Origin of the sequence: Nocardia sp. NPDC050413 (genome assembly GCF_040655475.1) — a bacterium.
Classification (GTDB): Bacteria; Actinomycetota; Actinomycetes; order Mycobacteriales; family Mycobacteriaceae; genus Nocardia; species Nocardia coubleae.
The window spans coordinates 113,147-131,113 of record NZ_JBFAJZ010000001.1; the positions used below are offsets into that span (position 1 = coordinate 113,147).

Annotated in this window: 15 protein-coding genes and 1 pseudogene; 13 read left to right on the top strand and 3 right to left on the bottom strand. The window is 66.9% G+C overall.

All coding sequences use genetic code 11. From position 1 onward, the window contains the following. Positions 1 to 66 precede the first annotated feature (66 nt). From AB0I19_RS00585 to AB0I19_RS00595, 3 genes are all read left to right on the top strand, one after another. A complete protein-coding gene (locus AB0I19_RS00585; protein ID WP_357142986.1) occupies positions 67 to 696 on the top strand; it encodes a TetR/AcrR family transcriptional regulator in 630 nt (209 codons plus the stop codon). Between the two features lie 220 nt (positions 697 to 916). Beyond that, positions 917 to 1,624 carry an SDR family oxidoreductase gene (locus tag AB0I19_RS00590; RefSeq protein ID WP_357145028.1) on the top strand — a complete coding sequence of 236 codons (708 nt, stop codon included), beginning with the start codon at positions 917 to 919 and terminating at the stop codon, positions 1,622 to 1,624. A 74-nt stretch (positions 1,625 to 1,698) separates the two neighbouring features. Continuing rightward, positions 1,699 to 2,319, top strand: coding sequence for a DUF1345 domain-containing protein (locus AB0I19_RS00595; RefSeq protein ID WP_166655824.1), 621 nt, complete (start codon positions 1,699 to 1,701; stop codon positions 2,317 to 2,319). Between the two features lie 7 nt (positions 2,320 to 2,326). Here AB0I19_RS00595 and AB0I19_RS00600 read toward each other — a convergent pair whose 3' ends face one another. Beyond that, positions 2,327 to 4,228 (bottom strand): alpha/beta fold hydrolase, encoded by a 1,902-nt coding sequence (locus tag AB0I19_RS00600; protein WP_357142988.1) that lies wholly within the window; start codon positions 4,226 to 4,228, stop codon positions 2,327 to 2,329. A 161-nt stretch (positions 4,229 to 4,389) separates the two neighbouring features. On the opposite strand from AB0I19_RS00600, the gene AB0I19_RS00605 reads away from it, so the two are divergent. From AB0I19_RS00605 to AB0I19_RS00640, 8 genes are all read left to right on the top strand, one after another. Then, positions 4,390 to 5,601 carry a helix-turn-helix domain-containing protein gene (locus AB0I19_RS00605; protein WP_357142990.1) on the top strand — a complete coding sequence of 404 codons (1,212 nt, stop codon included), beginning with the start codon at positions 4,390 to 4,392 and terminating at the stop codon, positions 5,599 to 5,601. A gap of 23 nt (positions 5,602 to 5,624) precedes the next feature. After that, complete coding sequence (gene phaZ, locus AB0I19_RS00610; protein ID WP_357142992.1) at positions 5,625 to 6,437, top strand: poly(3-hydroxyalkanoate) depolymerase; 813 nt, start codon at positions 5,625 to 5,627, stop codon at positions 6,435 to 6,437. A 251-nt stretch (positions 6,438 to 6,688) separates the two neighbouring features. Then, on the top strand, positions 6,689 to 7,276 hold the full coding sequence (locus AB0I19_RS00615) for an MspA family porin (protein ID WP_357145030.1): 588 nt from the start codon (positions 6,689 to 6,691) through the stop codon (positions 7,274 to 7,276). 71 nt (positions 7,277 to 7,347) lie between these two features. Beyond that, on the top strand, positions 7,348 to 8,013 hold the full coding sequence (locus AB0I19_RS00620; RefSeq protein ID WP_357142994.1) for an MspA family porin: 666 nt from the start codon (positions 7,348 to 7,350) through the stop codon (positions 8,011 to 8,013). Positions 8,014 to 8,146: 133 nt separating this feature from the next. Next, positions 8,147 to 9,271 (top strand): acyl-CoA dehydrogenase family protein, encoded by a 1,125-nt coding sequence (locus tag AB0I19_RS00625; protein ID WP_357145033.1) that lies wholly within the window; start codon positions 8,147 to 8,149, stop codon positions 9,269 to 9,271. Positions 9,272 to 9,358: 87 nt separating this feature from the next. After that, positions 9,359 to 10,531: an acyl-CoA dehydrogenase family protein gene (locus AB0I19_RS00630; protein ID WP_357142996.1), complete on the top strand. Its 1,173-nt coding sequence runs from the start codon at positions 9,359 to 9,361 to the stop codon at positions 10,529 to 10,531. Between the two features lie 22 nt (positions 10,532 to 10,553). Beyond that, on the top strand, positions 10,554 to 11,681 hold the full coding sequence (locus AB0I19_RS00635; protein WP_357142998.1) for an acyl-CoA dehydrogenase family protein: 1,128 nt from the start codon (positions 10,554 to 10,556) through the stop codon (positions 11,679 to 11,681). 327 nt (positions 11,682 to 12,008) lie between these two features. After that, positions 12,009 to 12,659 (top strand): TetR/AcrR family transcriptional regulator, encoded by a 651-nt coding sequence (locus AB0I19_RS00640; protein WP_357143000.1) that lies wholly within the window; start codon positions 12,009 to 12,011, stop codon positions 12,657 to 12,659. Positions 12,660 to 12,794: 135 nt separating this feature from the next. On the opposite strand, the pseudogene AB0I19_RS00645 reads toward AB0I19_RS00640, so the two are convergent. Together AB0I19_RS00645 and AB0I19_RS00650 are read right to left on the bottom strand one after the other, a co-directional pair. Continuing rightward, positions 12,795 to 15,044, bottom strand: a pseudogene (locus AB0I19_RS00645) (MMPL family transporter); the annotation flags it as partial. A gap of 172 nt (positions 15,045 to 15,216) precedes the next feature. Beyond that, positions 15,217 to 15,810, bottom strand: a complete 594-nt coding sequence (locus AB0I19_RS00650) for a TetR/AcrR family transcriptional regulator (RefSeq protein WP_357143002.1) — start codon at positions 15,808 to 15,810, stop codon at positions 15,217 to 15,219. 154 nt (positions 15,811 to 15,964) lie between these two features. Between AB0I19_RS00650 and AB0I19_RS00655 the strand changes: the two genes are divergently transcribed. After that, entirely contained in the window at positions 15,965 to 17,185 is a 1,221-nt protein-coding gene (locus tag AB0I19_RS00655) for an acetyl-CoA C-acetyltransferase (RefSeq protein ID WP_067639672.1), read from the top strand. Next, positions 17,182 to 17,937, top strand: a complete 756-nt coding sequence (locus AB0I19_RS00660) for an SDR family oxidoreductase (RefSeq protein ID WP_357143004.1) — start codon at positions 17,182 to 17,184, stop codon at positions 17,935 to 17,937. The genes AB0I19_RS00655 and AB0I19_RS00660 overlap by 4 nt, the downstream gene beginning before the upstream one ends. Positions 17,938 to 17,967: the final 30 nt, after the last annotated feature.

A 17,967-nucleotide genomic window follows, 5' to 3' on the forward strand; every position in this document is an offset into this window, starting at 1 on the left:
CCCCTGGCGGTGCCTGGCCGATCGAGTAGGTGCGGACCGGTGGGGCAGGGGTTACGATCTGGAATCGTGTTCGATAAACCGCCGGCGCGCAAAGCGTCCGCTCGGCCGGCCCCGGTGCAGCGCCGCGGAGTCGAGCGGGTACAGGCCATCCTCGAGGCGGCTGAAACGCTGCTGCGGGAGCAGGGGTACGAGGCCGCCACGTTGAAGGCGATCAGTGAACGGACCGGCATCCCGCTCGCCTCGATGTACCACTACTTCGCTGATCGCAACCACGTGGACGTCGAGCTGGTGCGCCGGCACGCGGAGCGATTGGACAGCCGGATCGCCGACGCGCTCGAGCATGCGACCCCGGGGAGTCTGAGCCGGGCCGTCGGCGGAATCGTCGATATTCTGGTCGGGTACTGCCGGGAGTTCCCCGACTTCGTCGAACTCTGGTACTTCGGGCGCTCCCCGGCGATCGGCGAGGTGGTCGAGGCCTTCGACGCGGAGCTGGCCGAGCGGTTCTGGCGCTACCTTCTCGACCGGAGCTTCCTCGACGCCGATACTTCCCAGCTTGCCGTCGAGCTCGCTTTCGAAGCCGGTAGCCGACTGTTCGACGTGGCATTCCGTCGGTCGGCGGGGGGCGACGAGCCGACCATCGCCGAATTGAAGCGACTGGTCACGGCATACCTCGGCACCTACGCGCCGCAGGACTGACCACGGCGGCCGCGGGTTCCGAGATCGGCCTTACCGTCTGTTGACAGTGCAGCGACTCGCGCTTAAACTCGAATTAGATTCGACTTCGATAAAGAGGCGAAGTCGGATCACCGCGATGCAGGCTCCTGCTCGGTGCAACGGCGCACCGGGAAGGCCGACGATGTCCGTTGAGAGCCTGCCCGCGCAGTCGCCCGACGAGCAGGCAGTGATGGTGGCCGTGATGAGCAGTTTCGATTTCTCCGGCCGGACGGCCGTCATCACCGGTGGCGTGCGGGGGATCGCTTCGGCTGCGGCACAGGCGATTTCCCGAGCAGGCGGCAATGTCGTGCTGGCCGCACCCGGTCGGGACGCCGCGAACGCGGCTGCGGCCGCAGTCGGGGGCAACGCCGTCGGCGTGGCCGTCGGTGCCGTCGACCAGGAAGCAGCCCGACGATGTGTGGAATCGGCGATCGACCGTTTCGGTAGCGTCGACATCCTGGTCAACACGTCGGGCATCGACCACGCCCGCGGCCGGCTCGTCGATCAGGACTATTTGCGATTCACCAAGACCCTCGGCGTGAACCTGTGGGCGCCGATCCTGTGGACCTCACTCGCGGCGCGCGCGTGGATGAGCGAGCACGGCGGCGTAGTGATCAACACGGTCGGTGGGGCGGACTCCGGCCTGTACAGCGCGGCGCATGCCGCACTGATCCACGTCACCGGACAATTGGCGGCCGAGCTCTCACCGGCCGTACGGGTCAACACCATCGCACTCGGCGGTGGACGGCCCGGACTCGCCGGGGCGACCACGACACCGGCACCGTCCGGCGAGCCGGACGACACCGGCGAAATCATCGCCCACCTCGCCTCGGACACGCAGCGATGGGTGACGGGCGAGACCTTGGTCGTAGACAGGGGCGCGTCGACCGGCCTCGTCCGCGCACTCTGAACATACGATGCGGCAGGGCGGGTCGGCACTGCCACGCACGGCCTCCCTCCAGCCGGAGTGAAGGAGTCGTCCCTGTGCACAGCCCGAGGGTGATCGCGAGCCGGGTCCTCGAGGCGGGCCTGGTGGTGCTCGGCGTTGCCGCGCTGTGGGCCGGTGAGCCGCGCGGATGGTTGCTCGGCTGGGGGCTTCTCGCCACCGTGTACATCGGTGCGTGGCTGGTTCTGTTGCTGCGGAACCGCCACGCCGACGACCCCGCCGAGTGGATGGACGCGATCCCCGACAGCTGGACGGCACTCGTCTTGACAGTGGTCACGAGCACCGTCGGTTTGGCCACAGTGCTCTCGATCGTCGCAGGCGACGCGGGCGACGACCACGCGGTGCCCACCGACATCATCGCGGTCGTTGTGGCCCTGCTGGCCTGGTTCCTGCTGCACCTCGGTTTCGCCGAACAGTACGCCCGCACCTACCACCGGCGGCTCCCGGAACAGCCGCTGTCGTTCCCCGACACCCCGCGCCCGAATCTGCTGGACTTCGCCTATTTCTCCTTCACCATCGGTGTCTCGTTCGCGGTCTCCGACGTCAACACGCGAACCCGGTCCATCCGGGCGCAAGTGCTGCTCCACTCGGTGATCGGGTTCTTCTACAACGTCGCGGTGATCGGCGTCGCGGTCGACGTGGTGAAAGGTGGATGGTGAACCGAGGTCAGTCGGACAAGACGTAAGTGCCGGGCGCGACGCCGAGCGGCCGGAACTCGGCGCTGCCGAGCATGGCCGAGGCAGGTTTGTCCGGCCCGGAACGGTCGCCGAGCCACGCGGCGTAGTCGGGCCACCACGACCCCTGCACGGTCGCCGCCGCGCCGCGCCAGTCCGCGGGATCGAGCGAGGTGTCCTCGGACACCTGGTAATTGGATTTGCGGTTGCCGGGCGGGTTGACCAGCGCGGCGATGTGACCGTTGGTCGACAGGACGAAACGCACCTTGCCGCCGAGCAGTTGGGCACTGCGGTAGCAATTGGCCCAGGGGCAGATGTGGTCCGCCGAGCCGGCCACGACATAGGAGTCGACGGTGATCTTGTTCAGTTCGATGGGGGTACCGAGCACCGTGACCGCGCCCGCGGTGGCCAGCTTGTTGTGCAGTGCGGCTTCGATGAAGTCACGATGCAGCGCGGCGGGCATCCGGGTGGTGTCGGCGTTCCAGAACAGGATGTCGAACTTGGGCGGGGTCTTCCCTTGCAGATAGTTGTTGACCCAGTAGTTCCAGACCAGATCGGAGGGTCGCAACCAGGCGAAGACTTCGGCGAGAGCTCGGCCGTCCAGGTATCCCTTGTGCTGCGACCGGGCGATCGCGGCACGAGCGACACCTTCGTCGATGAGTGAGCCCGCCATGCCGCCGCGGTGCTGGTCGATCATGGTGACCAGCAGGTTGAGGCTGGCGAGTTTGCCGAGACCGCCGGTCCCCGCGCGGTGCGCGGCCGCCATGCAGGCGATCAGGCCACCCGAGCAGGCCGCCATCGTGTGCACGGAGCCGGCACCCGCGATCCGGTCGACCACACCGAACGCCTCGATCACGGCTTCGGCATAGGCGTCGATACCCCAATCACGATGGCGTTCATCGGGATTGCGCCACGAGATCATGAACACCTGCTGGCCTTGTCGGACGAGGTACTCGACCAGGCTGCGGCCGGGCGCCAGATCGAGGACGTAGTACTTGTTGATGGTCGGCGGAACGATCAGCAGCGGCACCGCACGCACGGTCTCGGTCTGCGGCAGATACTGGATCAGCTCGAACATCTCTGTCCGGTAAACGACCGCGCCGGGGGTGATGCCGAGATCGACACCCACCCGGAACGCGTCCGGCTCGACCATCGCGGGGATCCGGGGCGAGCCGGCGAAGTCCCGCAGCAGATTGCGCGGCCCCGAAACCGCGTTGGCGCCTTTGGTGGCGAAGAACGTCTTCCACGCGACGGGGCTGATCAGTGGATTGTTGCTCGGCGCGGCGGCTTCGAGGATGTTCGAGAGGACGAACTTCATCCGCTGGGCATCGCGCCACTCCAGCGGCGCGTCCTCGAGGAGCCCCTCGGCCAGTTCGTCCGCGGCCAGATAGGCCTGCACCACGCGCTTCAGTAGCGGGTTCTCCGACCACTCCGGGTCGCTGAAGCGTCGGTCTTTCGGCTGCGGTGCGAGCTGCGATGTGCCCTTGACGATCCGGCCGAGTTCGTCGACGAGTGCCCCGACCCTGCGCTTGACCTGGTCGGGGCGTTTGGCCAGCGCATCGAGGAACCGAATCCCCGAGTCGCCGGGCAGCCACCGGTTCACGGGCCGCAATGCGGCCTCGATCAGCAGCTGATCGAGGGGCGCGACGAACTCCGGTGTCTCACTCGTCGTCCGGTGCTCGGGCAAATCGACGGCCGCGTGTTCGGTATTTTCCCTGGGTTTCGTACCGGAATTGATGATGGCGTCTCCACTCCTGTCGGCCGCGCGGGCACAGTCCGCGCAGCGGGTGTCTGGTCGCTCCGCGTCGATCTGCTTGCCAGATCTGGTGCGGTGGTCGACGACCGAGAGGAGGGTCTTGTCGCTATCCGGTGGCGAACGCACGATGACCCGCATCTCAGTGCGGCCACCGTGCCGAACGCGTGCTCACAGATTCGCGCATCGGGCCGGTCCAGCCAATGTCGGCGCCGACACCAGATCCGGCGCGACTGTGTCGGCACGCACACTCTGCTCTGCCGGATGCGATGTGCCCCGCGGCCCGTAGATACCCTGTCGAGGTGCCTACTTCGAGTCTCGCTCAGCCGGTGGCCGAACTCGCCGCCGACCTGCTCGAGCAGATCGATGCGCTGGCCGACCAGCTGCTCGTCCGGATTCTCGAGCAGATCGAGATCTATCGCACAGCGGGCATCGTCGACCGGGACGAGTTGCGAGCCTCGCTGATAGCCAATATGAATCAGATCCTGGAGCGATTGAGTGGTGAACGCGGGGTCGACCTCTCGGCTCCGCGCGACATCGGGCGCGCCCGGGCCGTGCAGGACATGCCGCTGCCGGAGGTGTTGCGCGCCTATCGCCTCGGCTTCGCGTTCGTGTGGGAGCGATTGCTGGCCGCCGCGCGCGACTCGGGGCGCAAGTCGGTGGACGCGCTGCTCGATACCGCCACGGCGATCTGGGAGCTGGCCGACGACTTCTCCCTCGCGCTGACCGAGTCGTACCGGCAGGCGATGAGCGAACGCATGATCGAGGCGGACCGCAGGCGATCCGGCATCATCTCGGCGATCCTCGACGGACCGGCTTCCGGTTCGCTCAGTGCCTGGGAGGTCGCGAAACTTCTCGACTTGCCTTACGAGGGAACCTTTCTCGTGGTCGTCGCGGAGGTGACCGGCGCGCATTCCGCGGCCCTGCCGCAGCTCGAGGACCGCCTCCGGCGGCTCGATGTCGGGTCGGCGTGGCGATCCCAGCCGCAACACGAGATCGGTGTGCTCTCACTGGGCAACAGCCGTGACCCGCAAGTGGTGCTCGCCGAGGTCGCGCAGGTGGCCCTCGGACGTGTCGGAGTGAGTCCGGTGTTCCACCGCCTCGACGGGGCCGCCCGGGCATTGCGGTTGGCCCAGGTCGCCCTCGAAACGCTGTCGCCCGGCACCAAGGGCATCCGCGGGCTCGACGACGAGCCGCACATCGATCTCCTCGTGCGCGACCGGGAGACGACTCGCCGATTCGTGGTGCGCGTGCTGCACGGTGTGCTCGCCCTGCCCGACTACGACCGCACGACGCTGCTGGCCACCGCGACCGCGTGGATCGACGCGCGAGGCTCGGCAGCCGGGGCGGGCCGGGAACTCTACTGCCATCCCAACACGGTTCGGCAACGCATCCGCCGCCTCGAGGAACGCCTTGGCGGCTCGCTCGACGACCCGCGGGTGCTGAGCGATCTCACCATCGCGCTGCAGGCGATCCGCACGTTCCCGGAGCTCGGCAACCGACTCGACTCCTGAGTCCCCAACCTGAAGGAGGTCGCGTGGCCGAGGTCGAGACCGTTCGGGAATTGCGGATCAACGGGCGCCGATGGCGTGTCGCGGTGCGCGCGGGGCAGGGACGCCCACTGCTGATGTGCAACGGCATCGGGGCGAGGCTCGAGCTGCTCGAGCCCTTCCTCGATCGGCTCGACCCGGCGATCCCGGTGATCCGGTTCGATGTGCCCGGTATCGGCGGTTCCGAAATGCCGCGCCTGCCTTACAATTTCGCGACTCTGGCGTGCGCGCTCGGCGATGTCCTCGACGAACTCGGCTACCCGGAGACCGACGTGCTCGGCATCTCGTGGGGTGGTGGTCTGGCGCAGCAATTCGCCTTCCAGAACCCCCGGCGATGCCGACGCCTGGTGCTCGTCGCCACGGCGACCGGCATGCTGATGGTTCCGGCGCATCCCCGGGTGCTGAGCAAGATGATCACCCCGCGCCGGTACCGCGATCGCGCCTACGCGGCCGCGATCGCCGCGACCATCTACGGGGGCCGCCTGCGTGCGGAACCCGCGCTCGCCCAGGAGATTCTGCATCACCATGCGGGTCGCGCTCCCGGTCCGGGTTACGCGCTGCAACTGCTCGCGGGCGCAGGCTGGACCAGCCTGCCGTTCCTGCCGCTGATCCGCCAGCCCACGCTGATCCTCGCCGGCGACGACGACCCCATCGTGCCGGTGATCAACGCGAAAACCATGCACCGGCTGATGCCCGACTCGGTCCTGCACATCTACCCCGACGGCCATCTCGGGCTCGTCACCCGCGCCGACGACCTCGGACCGCGCGTCGCGGAGTTCCTCCGCCCCGGCCCCGAGTAGATACGACCCAAATAATTTTCACAACAACTGTTGTGTGAACCCATAGTTCTCACTACAGTGATGCACGCCACCTCGACACGGAAAGCGGTCGACGGTATTTCCGGCAGCCCCATTTGTGAAATGGCTGGCGGTCCAGCACGTGCAAAGGAGATTTGATCATCATGATTTCTCGTTGGACTCGGGTCCGAACCGGTCGCTGCGCCGCCGTCGCCGGACTGTCCGGAATCGGCGTGGTAGCTGTCGGTGTGCTGATGCCGACCGCGGCGATCGCGGATACGTTCGTGCCGCTGCCGGACGGGTCGAAGGCGGGCCCGGGGGTGACGCTGACCCGCACCGGCGAACACGCGATCGTCTCGCCTTCCATGGCGGCCAATGGCGCTGGACGCGTGGTGTGGGTCTCGGGTAACGCGATCGCCGATGTCACCGCGACACCGGAGGGTGAAGTAGGTCCGACGAATGGCCCCGCCGGTATTCCGGGTAGCAACAACTCCTCCACGCACGGCGCATCGCAGCTGAACACGGGGTATCTGGTCGGTTGCCAGGTGAGCATCGCCGACGACGCGATCGGTGCCGGGGTGTCCGGTGGCATCTCCACCGGTGGCGTGAGCGCGGGCGGCTCGATCGGGGTGAATCTCGGTCCGGGCGAGGTGAAATTCGTCCAGATCGATTACAAGGACATTCTGCGGCCGGGCCGATACTCGGTGGAATATCAGGACGCCGAGATCGAGATACAAGGCTGTGCGGGGTACGCCCAAGCCCGCGCCTACACGGTGGTCGAGATCATCGGTGACCACTATTCGAAGACAACTCTTTACGGTGCGCCGTTCAGCATCGGCTGAACCCCGTTTCTCGCCTCCGACTACCTGTCTCTCTTTCGCGTCCGCGAAACCGAATCCGAAGGTGTACCCCCATGTTCAACCGAAAGAATCTCGCGCGCACCAGCTTCGGTGCTGTCACCGCCCTGGCGCTCGGCCTGCTCGCCACTGCGCCCGCCGGTGCCGACACCTTCGTGCCGCTCCCGGGCGGTGAGATGGTCAAGACCCTCTCCGACGGCACCGTGGTCACGGTCCGGCTCGTCGGCGAATCCGCCAACATCAATCCATCGCTCGGGTCGACCCCGGCGCACCGTAACGCCTGGGTTTCGGGCACTGCCCAGGTGGAACTCGCGGGTGCGGGTGCGGGCGCATACGGGCTCATCGTTCCCGGTTACACCGTTGGCTGCCAGGTCAATATCGCTGGTGGTGGTGCGGGGGGCGGCGTCGAAGGCGCCTCGGACTGGGAGGGTAACGCGAGTCTCGGTGTCAGTACCAGTGGCGAGTTGTCGCTCGGGCCGGGGCAGGCGAAGTCCTTCTACATCCTCGACCGGGAAAAGGCCGACGACTTCGGCAACGAGTCGCACAAGGTCTACAACGAATTCACCGGGGGCGCGGGCTCGGTCGCCTGGGCTGATCAGACCATCGGCCTGACCGGCTGTGGCGGCTACGCCCAGGCGAGAGCCTTCGTGAGCGTCGAAATCGTCACCGACAGCGTCACCAGCTGGGTGACGCTGTGGGGGCAGCCCTTCAGTCTCGGCTGACCCGGCTCCCGGCTTGACGGCTGTCGAATCGCTGTAGCACCATGAGGTGAACAAGCGCTTAGTTACCAGGAGGCTCGACGTGACCACCGTGTCTGCGCGCAGTACGCCGCTCGGGCTGTTCGGCATCGACGAGATGCTCGACGATGACGAGCGCGACATCCAGACGACCGTGCGCGAGTTCGCCCGCGAACACCTCCGGCCGATAATCGCCCACAGCTTCGAATCAGCCACTCTGCCCCGCGAGATCGCCCGTGAATTCGGCAGATTGGGTCTGCTCGGGATGCACCTGGACGGTTACGGGTGTGCGGGAACCAATGCGGTGAGCTACGGTCTCGCCTGTCTCGAACTGGAAGCGGCCGACAGCGGCTTCCGCAGTTTTGTCTCCGTGCAGGGCTCTCTGTCGATGTTCTCGATCCATCGCTACGGCTCCGAAGAACAGAAGAACGAATGGTTGCCCCGCTTGGCCGCCGGCGAGGCGATCGGTTGCTTCGGGCTCACCGAACCCGATTTCGGTTCCAACCCGGCGGGCATGCGGACCCGGGCGCGGCGCGACGGCACGGATTGGATCCTCACCGGAACCAAGATGTGGATCACCAATGGCGGCTCGGCCGATATCGCCACGGTGTGGGCGCAGACCGACGACGGCGTGCGCGGCTTCCTCGTGCCTCGCGGCACACCCGGTTTCGAGACCCGCGACATCGCGAACAAGCTCTCCTTGCGTGCTTCGATCACCTCGGAACTGATCCTCGACGATGTCCGCCTGCCCGCGTCGGCCCAGCTGCCGCAGGCGAATTCGCTGAGCGCACCGCTGTCGTGCCTGAACGAAGCCCGTTTCGGTATCGTGTTCGGTGCGCTCGGCGCCGCCCGCGACAGCCTGGAGACCGCCATCGAATACGCGCGTACTCGTGAGGTGTTCGACCGCTCGCTGGCGAGCTTCCAGCTGACTCAGGCCAAGCTGGCCGACATGACACTCGAACTCGGCAAGGGAATGCTGCTCGCCCTGCGCCTGGGCAGGCTCAAGGACGCCGGGCAGTTGCGGCCCGAACAGATCAGCCTCGGCAAACTCAACAATGTCCGCGAGGCCATCGGGATAGCCAGGGAATGCCGGACGATCCTCGGCGCCAGCGGAATAACCCTCGAGTACTCGCCCCTTCGGCACGCGAACAATCTGGAATCGGTGTTGACCTACGAGGGCACAAGCGAGATGCATCAGCTTTCCATCGGCAAGGCGCTCACCGGTATCGGTGCCTTCCGTTGATCGTTCTCCCGCAAGAAATCTGGAGGTAGACATGACGCAGTTCACGATCGCTTCGCCGGGTGCCGGCGAGGGAAGCCGGTGCGCGCGATGAAATTGGCTTTGACCGCCGACGAGACCGCCTTTCGCGACAAACTGCGGGAATTCTTCCGGACGGAGATTCCCGCGGAGATTCGCGAAAAGGTGCGGCAGGGGGAGGAGCTGACCAAGGCCGAGATCGTGGCCTGCCAGCAGACGCTCAACGCGCACGGGTTGGCGGTGCCGAATTGGCCGGTGGAGTGGGGTGGGCAGGAGTGGTCGGCGACCCAACGCCACATCTGGCACGACGAGATGCAGCTGGCCTCGGTTCCCGAACCGCTGACCTTCAACGTGAACATGGTCGGTCCGGTGATCGCGACCTTCGGTTCCCAGGAACTCAAGCAGCGCTTCCTGCCGCCGACGGCGAATCTCGACATCTGGTGGTGCCAGGGCTTTTCCGAGCCGGAGGCCGGATCCGACCTGGCCTCGCTGCGCACCACCGCGGTGCGCGACGGTGACAGCTATGTCGTCAACGGTCAGAAGACCTGGACGACGATGGGCCAGTGGGCGGACTGGATCTTCTGCCTGGTCCGCACCGACCCGAACGCGAAGAAGCAGGCGGGCATCTCGTTCCTGCTCATCGAGTTGACCTCGCCCGGCATCACGGTCCGGCCGATCGAGCTGATCGACGGCGGCTTCGAGGTCAACGAGGTGTTCTTCGACAACGTGCGGGTGCCGGCCGACCAGCTCGTCGGCGAGGAGAACCAGGGCTGGACCTACGCCAAGTTCCTGCTCGGCAACGAGCGCACCGGCATCACCGCGGTGGGGCGGACGAAGGTGGCCCTCGCGCTGGCCAAGGAGCGTGCCGCGCAGACGAAGACGGCGGGCGGCACGCTGCTGGCGGATCCGTTGTTCGCCGCGCGGCTGGCCGAGCTCGAAAACCAGCTGCTGGCACTGGAATTGACGCTCCTGCGGGTGGTGTCGGGTTCCACCGACGGTAAGCCGAACCCGGCGTCGTCGGTGTTGAAGCTGCGCGGCACCGAGTTGCAGCAGGCGGCGACGGAGCTGCTGGTCGACATCGCGGGGCTGGACTCGCTCCCGTTCGACGCGGGCGCGCAGATCGCGAGTCCGCAATGGGCGCAGCGCAGCACCGCCACCTACCTCAACTACCGCAAGACGTCCATCTACGGAGGGTCCAACGAGGTGCAGCGCAGCATCATCGCCTCGACCATCCTTGGTCTCTGAACACAGATTGTGAGTCGATCCCATGGATTTCGCTCTCGACGACGAGCAGCAACTGCTGCGTGACACCACCCGCGAACTGCTCGCTCGCAGCTACGACCCGGAGAAGCGGGCCGAGGTGATCGGCTCCGAACTCGGCTGGAGCCGGGACGTGTGGGCCAAGCTGGCCGAGATCGGCCTGCTCGGGCTCGCTTTCGCCGAAGACGACGGCGGTATGGGTGCCGGCCCGGTCGAAACCATGGCCGTCATGGTCGAACTCGGCCGCAGGCTCGCCCCGGAACCGATCCTCGACAGCGTGCTGGTGCCGGGCGGCCTGATCGCCGAAGTGGGCACTGCCGTGCAGCGCAAACAGGTGCTGACCCAGGTCGCCGAAGGTGCTCTGCTGCTGGCCTTCGCACACACCGAACCCGGCATCCGGTGGCCGTCGACCGAGGTCACCACGACCGCCGCCGAACACGACGGTGGATGGACGATCAACGGGCGCAAGAACCCGGTGCTTCGCGGCGACTGCGCCGACAAGCTCGTGGTGAGCGCGGCCCTGCCCGACGGGGGCACCGGCCTGTTCCTCGTGGACGCCGCGGCTGAGGGGGTGGCGAGGCGGTCGTACCGGACACATGACGGTGGTCGCGCCGCCGACATCGAATTCGCCGGTGCCCCAGCGGAATTGCTCGGTGACACCACCGACGCGACCCCGGCTGTCGAACGGGGCATCGTTCGGGCGCAGGCCGCGTTGTGTGCGGAGGCGCTCGGCGCGATGGAGGAGTCGCTGCGGCTCACCACCGAATACCTGAAGACGCGCAAGCAGTTCGGGGTGACGTTGTCGAAGTTCCAGACGCTCACCCAGCGTGCCGCCGACATGTACGTCTCGCTCGAGGAGGCGCGCAGCATGGTGCTGTACGCGACGGTCTGTCTGGCCGAGGGGCGTATCGACCCGATCGTGGCCTCCCGCGCCAAACTGCAGATCGGCCGCTCCGCCAAGCACATCGGGCAGGAGTCCATCCAGATGCACGGTGGTATCGGCATGACCGCCGAATATCCCGTCGGACACTACTTCGCCCGGCTCACCGTGATCGACCAGATCTTCGGTGCCGCCGATGACCACCTGCGGCTGCTCAGCGGCCAGGTCGCCGACTACACCCTGGTCGAGCTCTAGACGTCCTGTGCGATGCCGGCGGGCCGTTGGTACGGCTCGCCGGCGCGGGGCAGGGACGAGGTCGGTCCGACGGCTCAGCGTCGGGGGGAGTCGTCGGTCACCAGGCGGTAGACGACGTAGCAGGCGAACCAGATGATCGCGATGGTGCAGGTGATGAGGAGAACTTCGACCGCTGCGACCATTTCACCGGTTCCTTCGTGAGGTTTGGTAGAACTCGAATCTAGTTCGATTATGCGGCGGCGCATCGGGGCTGTCAAACGCGCGCACCGACGCGGCACACCTTTACCTGACGATCGTTATGTGAAATGCCTGTGCGAAACTGTTGGCGTGGCGCAGAAACAGAAGCAGGGCGTGGGGGAGCCGGGCGAAGTCGGCGGGGCGGTGGCGACCGCGCAACGCGGCAGGCCGGCGGGCGATCACGCGGCCAAGCGCGCGGAGCTGCTCGACGCGGCGGCCTCCGTGATCGCGGCCGAAGGCTATGTCAAAGCGTCGATGCGGCGCGTCGCCGAGCACGCCGGGTACACCACCGGTGCGGTCACCTACTACTTCGCCAACAAAGAGGACATGGTTCTCGCGCTGGTGCTGAGCCGATTCGACCGCTACGACGCGATGGTCGAGGCGATCCGCGACACGACCGACGTTCGCGAGCTGCTGGCGCAATGGTTCCAGCTGGGCAAGGACGTCAAGTTCTGGCCGTTGATGCCGGAGCTGCTCACCTCGGTGCGGTCGGAACCGCGCATCGCCGAGGTCATCGTCACGCGCTACGCGAAGTTCCGCGCCGACTACGCCGCGGTGCTGGCCGCCGCGCAGGAGCGCGGCGCGATCCGTGACGACATTCCGGCGGACGTCCTGTCCGACCAGCTCAGTGCCATGGGCGACGGTTGGGCATTGATGTATCCGGTGGAGCCGGAGCGTTTCACCCCCGCTCATGCGAAGGATCTGATCGACGCCACCCTGACCCTCATCGCACCGCGATAGAACCCGCCTTCCACACCGGCCGTCCGGCTACCTCGGCGGCCGGTCGGTGATCCGGCCCAGTCGATGGGTCGGGGCTTCGGCTTCGATCTCGGCGACGGTGCGCGGGCGACGGGGAGTACGTGCCAGCTTGCTGTCGGGGACCGCGGCCATCCGCATGGTCGGTGGATCGGTGATCGGTGTCGTCCGCACGAGGTCGACCATCGCGTCCCCGTCGGGTCGTTCGTCGGCGAGGGTCGGTTCGGACAGCCCGACCTTTTCCTGAATTCGCTTGGCCCACTTGGGCGCCCACCAGCAGTCGTCGCCGAGCAGTTTCATGATGGCGGGGACGAGCAGCATGCGAAGGATGGTCGCGTCGATGAACAGCGCCGCGATCATGCCGTAGGCGATGTACTGCATCATCACCAGATCGGAGAACGCGAACGCGCCCGTGACGACGAGCAGGATGAGCGCGGCCGCGGTGATGATGCGGCCCGTCTGCGCGGTGCCGGTGCGGATCGCTTCGGTGGTGGACGCGCCGTGGGCGCGTGCCTCGACCATGCGCGAGATCAGGAAGACCTCGTAATCGGTCGACAGGCCGTAGATCACCGCGATGATCAGCATGAGCACCGGTGCGCTGATCGGTTGTGGCGTGAAGTTCAGTACCCCGGCGCCGTGACCGTCGATGAAGATCCAGGTCAGGATGCCGAGGGTGGAACCGAGCCCGAGGGCGTTCATCAGCGCCGCCTTGATCGGCAGTACCAGTGAACCGAAGGTGAGGAACATCAGCAGCGTGGTGACGAGCAGGACCAGCCCGATCATCAGCGGCATCCGGTCGAGGAGGCTGTCGATGCTGTCGGCCATGATCGCGGGCTGCCCCGCGACGTACATGTCCACTCCGTCCGGTACGTCGATGGCGCGCAGGTAGTCAATCGTCGGCTCGGCGTTGCCGGTCGGGTCGACCAGGGTGGCCGAGGTCCGGTATACCGCCGGATCGTTGGAGCCGGTGTTGCTCGGCACGCCGAACTGGCCGACGAGCCCGGGCGCCTGGTTGGCCTGCTTCCATACCGCGCCGATGGCGTTGGTGTCCTCGCCGACGAAGACCAGCTGGATCGGGTCGGTCTTCTTCAGCGGGAACACCTCGTAGAAGTGTTCGAGGGCGAGCCGGGTGCTGTTGTCGGGCGGGAGGTATTTCTCGTTGATGCCGCCGAAGGCGAGGTTCTTGATCGGAATGATCAGCAACAGCAACCCGACGACGACCGCCACCGCCACCTTCAAGGGGTGTCGCATCACCCAGCGGGGGAGCCTGCCCCAGAAGCCGTTCTCGATCTCCTCGGCGGACTTGGTCTTGCGGAAGCGTTTGATGCCGAGCATGTCCACCCGTGGCCCGAGCACGGCCAGCATCGCGGGCAGGATCGTCACCGCGGTCAGGGCGGCGAGCGATACCGTCGCGATGGTGCCGTAGGCGACCGAGCGGAGAAAGCCCTGGGGGAACAGCAGGATGCCGCCGAGGCTGGCGACGATCATGGTCGCCGAGGAGACGACGGTGCGTCCGGCCGTCATCACCGTGCGCCGGACTGCCGCGCGCGTGTCGTAACCGGCGGCGAGCTCCTCCCGGAACCGGCTGACGATGAACAAGGCGAAGTCGATGGCCAGGCCGAGGCCGATCATCGACACCACGGCGGAGACGAACGAGTTGACGTCGGTGAAGTTCGTGATCGCCATGACGATGCCGTTGGCGCCGAAGATGGTGAGCCCACCGATGATCAGCGGCAGCGCGGCGGCGACGACGCCACCGAAGATGAAGAACAGGAGCACCGCCACAGCGGGAATGGCCAGCAGTTCCATCCGGTGGACATCGGTGGCGATGGTGTCGTTGAGCGTGCCGCCGATGGCCTGCAGCCCCGAGACCTCCACGTCCACGCCGTCGATGTGGAAGGCGTCGCTCACCGCCCGGTAGCTGCGCAGCAGATCGGTGTCGTTGTCGCCGACGAGCGCGACCGAGGCGAACGCGTGCCGCTTGTCGGCCGACCCGAACACCGACGGCACCGCGGGCGCGTCGCCCACCCGCCAGTAGGCGCCGTTGATCTTGTCGATCTCGTCGGGGTGCTCGGCCAGTGCCTTGTTCAGAGCCGCGACGACCGTGCCGCTGAACTCCGGGTCGTCGATCGTCCTACCGTCGGGAGCGTTGTAGAGCACGATGACGTCGGCGGTATGGTCGCGCCCGAATGCCTGGTCGGCGATCCGCGAGCCCTGCGAGGATTCCGAACCCGGGTCGTCCCACCCGCTCGAGGTGAGGTGGTCGGACAATCCGAGCCCGTACCCGCCGAGCCCGAGCAGCGCGGCACCGACGATCGCGATGACGGCGAAGCGAAATCGATGGACCAGGTCACCCCAACGGTTGAACACAAACGACTCCTTTGTCTACTGCGTCACCGACCTTCCCAGGCAAACCTGAGGATCGGCTGACAGGCGACGGCGTAGCGGCTTGTCGGGGACTGTGAGTCCAGGCACGTGCGCGCAGTCCCTGCCAGGACGCGGAAACGGGGGAGTGTGTCGAGCGAAGACACCGAGGCGCGGGTCAGCCGGCGCCGACGATGCGTAACGCCATGTCGGCGTAAGCCGCGGCGATGTCTTCCGGGGACCAGTCGCCCTCGTCGCGGTACCAGCGGGCGATGTCGATGCCGAGGGAGAGCAGGGCGGTGGACGCCATTCGCGCGTCAGGGGTGTCGAAGACGCCTTCCTCGATCCCGCGGCGGACCAGGTCGCGCATGGCCTGATCGATCTGCTGGCGGATCGCGCGGATCTCGGTCAGGTGCTCGGGGCTCAGTGAGTTCAGTTCGTAGTTGACGATCCGGGCGCCGGTGTGACCGCGTGCGTGATGCACGGCGAAATCGTGGATCACGTTGCGAAGGGCGATCGCCGGATCGCTTGACGACGCGGCCGCCTTCCGGATCAGCTCGAGGGTTTCGTCGTGGCCCGATCGCGAGATCAGGTAGAGCAGTTCCTCTTTGGATTTGTGATGAACATAGACCGCGGCCGGGCTCATGCCGGCTGCCCCGGCGATATCGCGTGTCGTCGTTCCGTTGAAGCCCTTCTCGGCGAAGGCTGCGACGGCGGCTTCCAGGAGTCGCGCGCGGGTGGAGTCGCCGCGGGGTCCGGTGGTTTCGGTCATGGGGTCGCCATTATCTCGCCTCGGGGAAGCCGCGCTGGTCACGGCTGGTGTGATGTGGTTAACAGGCATCGAAGTCGGGTTTGCTGTTGACGGTGATCCAGACCACCCTGCACTATGCTACTAAGCAAGCGCTTAGTTATCAAAGGAGATCCGAATGCCGGAAGCTGTGATCGTCGCCGCTGCCCGTTCCCCGATCGGTCGCGCGGGCAAGGGCTCGCTCAAGGACATGCGTCCCGACGACCTGACCGTGCAGATGGTGCGTGCCGCGCTGGCTCAAGTGCCCGACCTCGACCCGACCCAGATCGAGGACCTCGTCCTCGGCTGCGGTCAGCCGGCGGGCGAATCGGGCTTCAACATGGCCCGCACGGTGGCTGTGCTGGCCGGGCTCGACACGGTGCCCGGCACGACCGTCAATCGCTACTGTTCGTCGAGCCTGCAGACCACCCGGATGGCGCTGCACGCGATCAAGGCAGGCGAGGGCGACGTCTTCATCTCGGCCGGCGTCGAGACGGTGAGCCGCTTCACCAAGGGCAATGCCGACGGTATGCCCGACACCCAGAACCCGGTCTTCGCCGACGCGGTCGCTCGCACCGCCGAACGTGCCGCCGGTGGGGCCCCGTCCTGGGCCGACCCCCGCGTGAACGGTCAGCTGCCCGATGTCTACATCGCCATGGGTCAGACCGCGGAGAACGTCGCCCAGTTCACCGGGATCACCCGTGCCGAGCAGGACGAATTCGGTGTCCGCTCGCAGAATCTGGCCGAGAAGGCCATCGCCAACGGCTTCTGGGCCACCGACATCACTCCGGTGACACTGCCCGACGGCACGGTGGTCAGCGCCGACGACGGCCCGCGTGCCGGTGTCACCCTCGAGGCGGTGAGTCAGCTGAAGCCGGTGTTCCGTCCCGACGGCACCGTCACCGCGGGCAACTGCTGCGCGCTCAACGACGGCGCCGCCGCTCTGGTCGTCATGTCCGACACCAAGGCCAGGGAACTGGGACTGACCCCGCTCGCCCGGGTCGTCAGCACCGGTGTCTCGGGCCTGTCGCCGGAGATCATGGGCCTGGGTCCGATCGAAGCCTCCAAGCAGGCCCTGCGCCGCGCGGGTCTGAGCATCGACGACATCGACCTGGTCGAGATCAACGAGGCCTTCGCCGTGCAGGTGCTCGGCTCCGCCCGCGAACTCGGCATCCCCGAGGACAAGCTGAACGTCAACGGCGGCGCGATCGCGGTCGGTCACCCGTTCGGCATGACCGGTGCCCGCATCACCAGCACGCTGATCAACTCGCTGCGCTTCCACGACAAGCAGTTCGGCTTGGAGACGATGTGCGTCGGCGGCGGCCAGGGTATGGCCATGGTGCTGGAGCGGCTCTCGTGACCGGCCGTTTCGCGGGCAAGACCGCGATCGTCACCGGCGCCAGCCGAGGGATCGGCCTCGGCATCGCGCAGCGCCTGGTCGACGACGGCGCGAAGGTCGTCGTCACCGCCCGCAAGCAGGACGCCCTTGACGCGGCGGTGGTCCAGCTCGGCGGCCCCGAGCACGCGCTCGGCGTGGCGGGCCGCGCCGATGACACCACCCATCAGGAAGACGCCGTCGCCCGCGCGATCGAGACGTTCGGCAGCGTCGATCTGCTGGTGAACAACACCGGCATCAACCCGGTGTACGGTCCGATGATCGAGATGGACCTGCAGGCCGCGCGCAAGATCATCGAGGTCAATTGTCTTGCGGCACTGGCGTGGACCCAGCAGGTGCACAAGGCGTGGATGGCCGAGCACGGCGGCGCGGTGGTGAACGTGTCGTCGGTGGCCGGGATCAAGCCCGCGCCCGGCATCGGATTCTATGGGGCCAGCAAAGCGATGCTGACCTACATCACCCAGGAGCTGGCCGTGGAGCTCGGCCCGAAGCTCCGGGTGAACGCGGTCGCGCCCGCCGTGGTGAAGACGAAGTTCGCCACCGCCCTGTATGAGGGCAAGGAACAAGAGCTCGCCGAGACCTACCCGCTCAAGCGGCTCGGCGTGCCCGAGGACATCGCGGGCGCGGTGGCGTTCCTGCTCTCCGACGACGCGTCCTGGGTCACCGGACAACTACTGGTCCTCGACGGCGGCGTCACGCTGACCGGCGGCGTCTGACAACTACTGGCGAAAACCTCAGGAGAAACA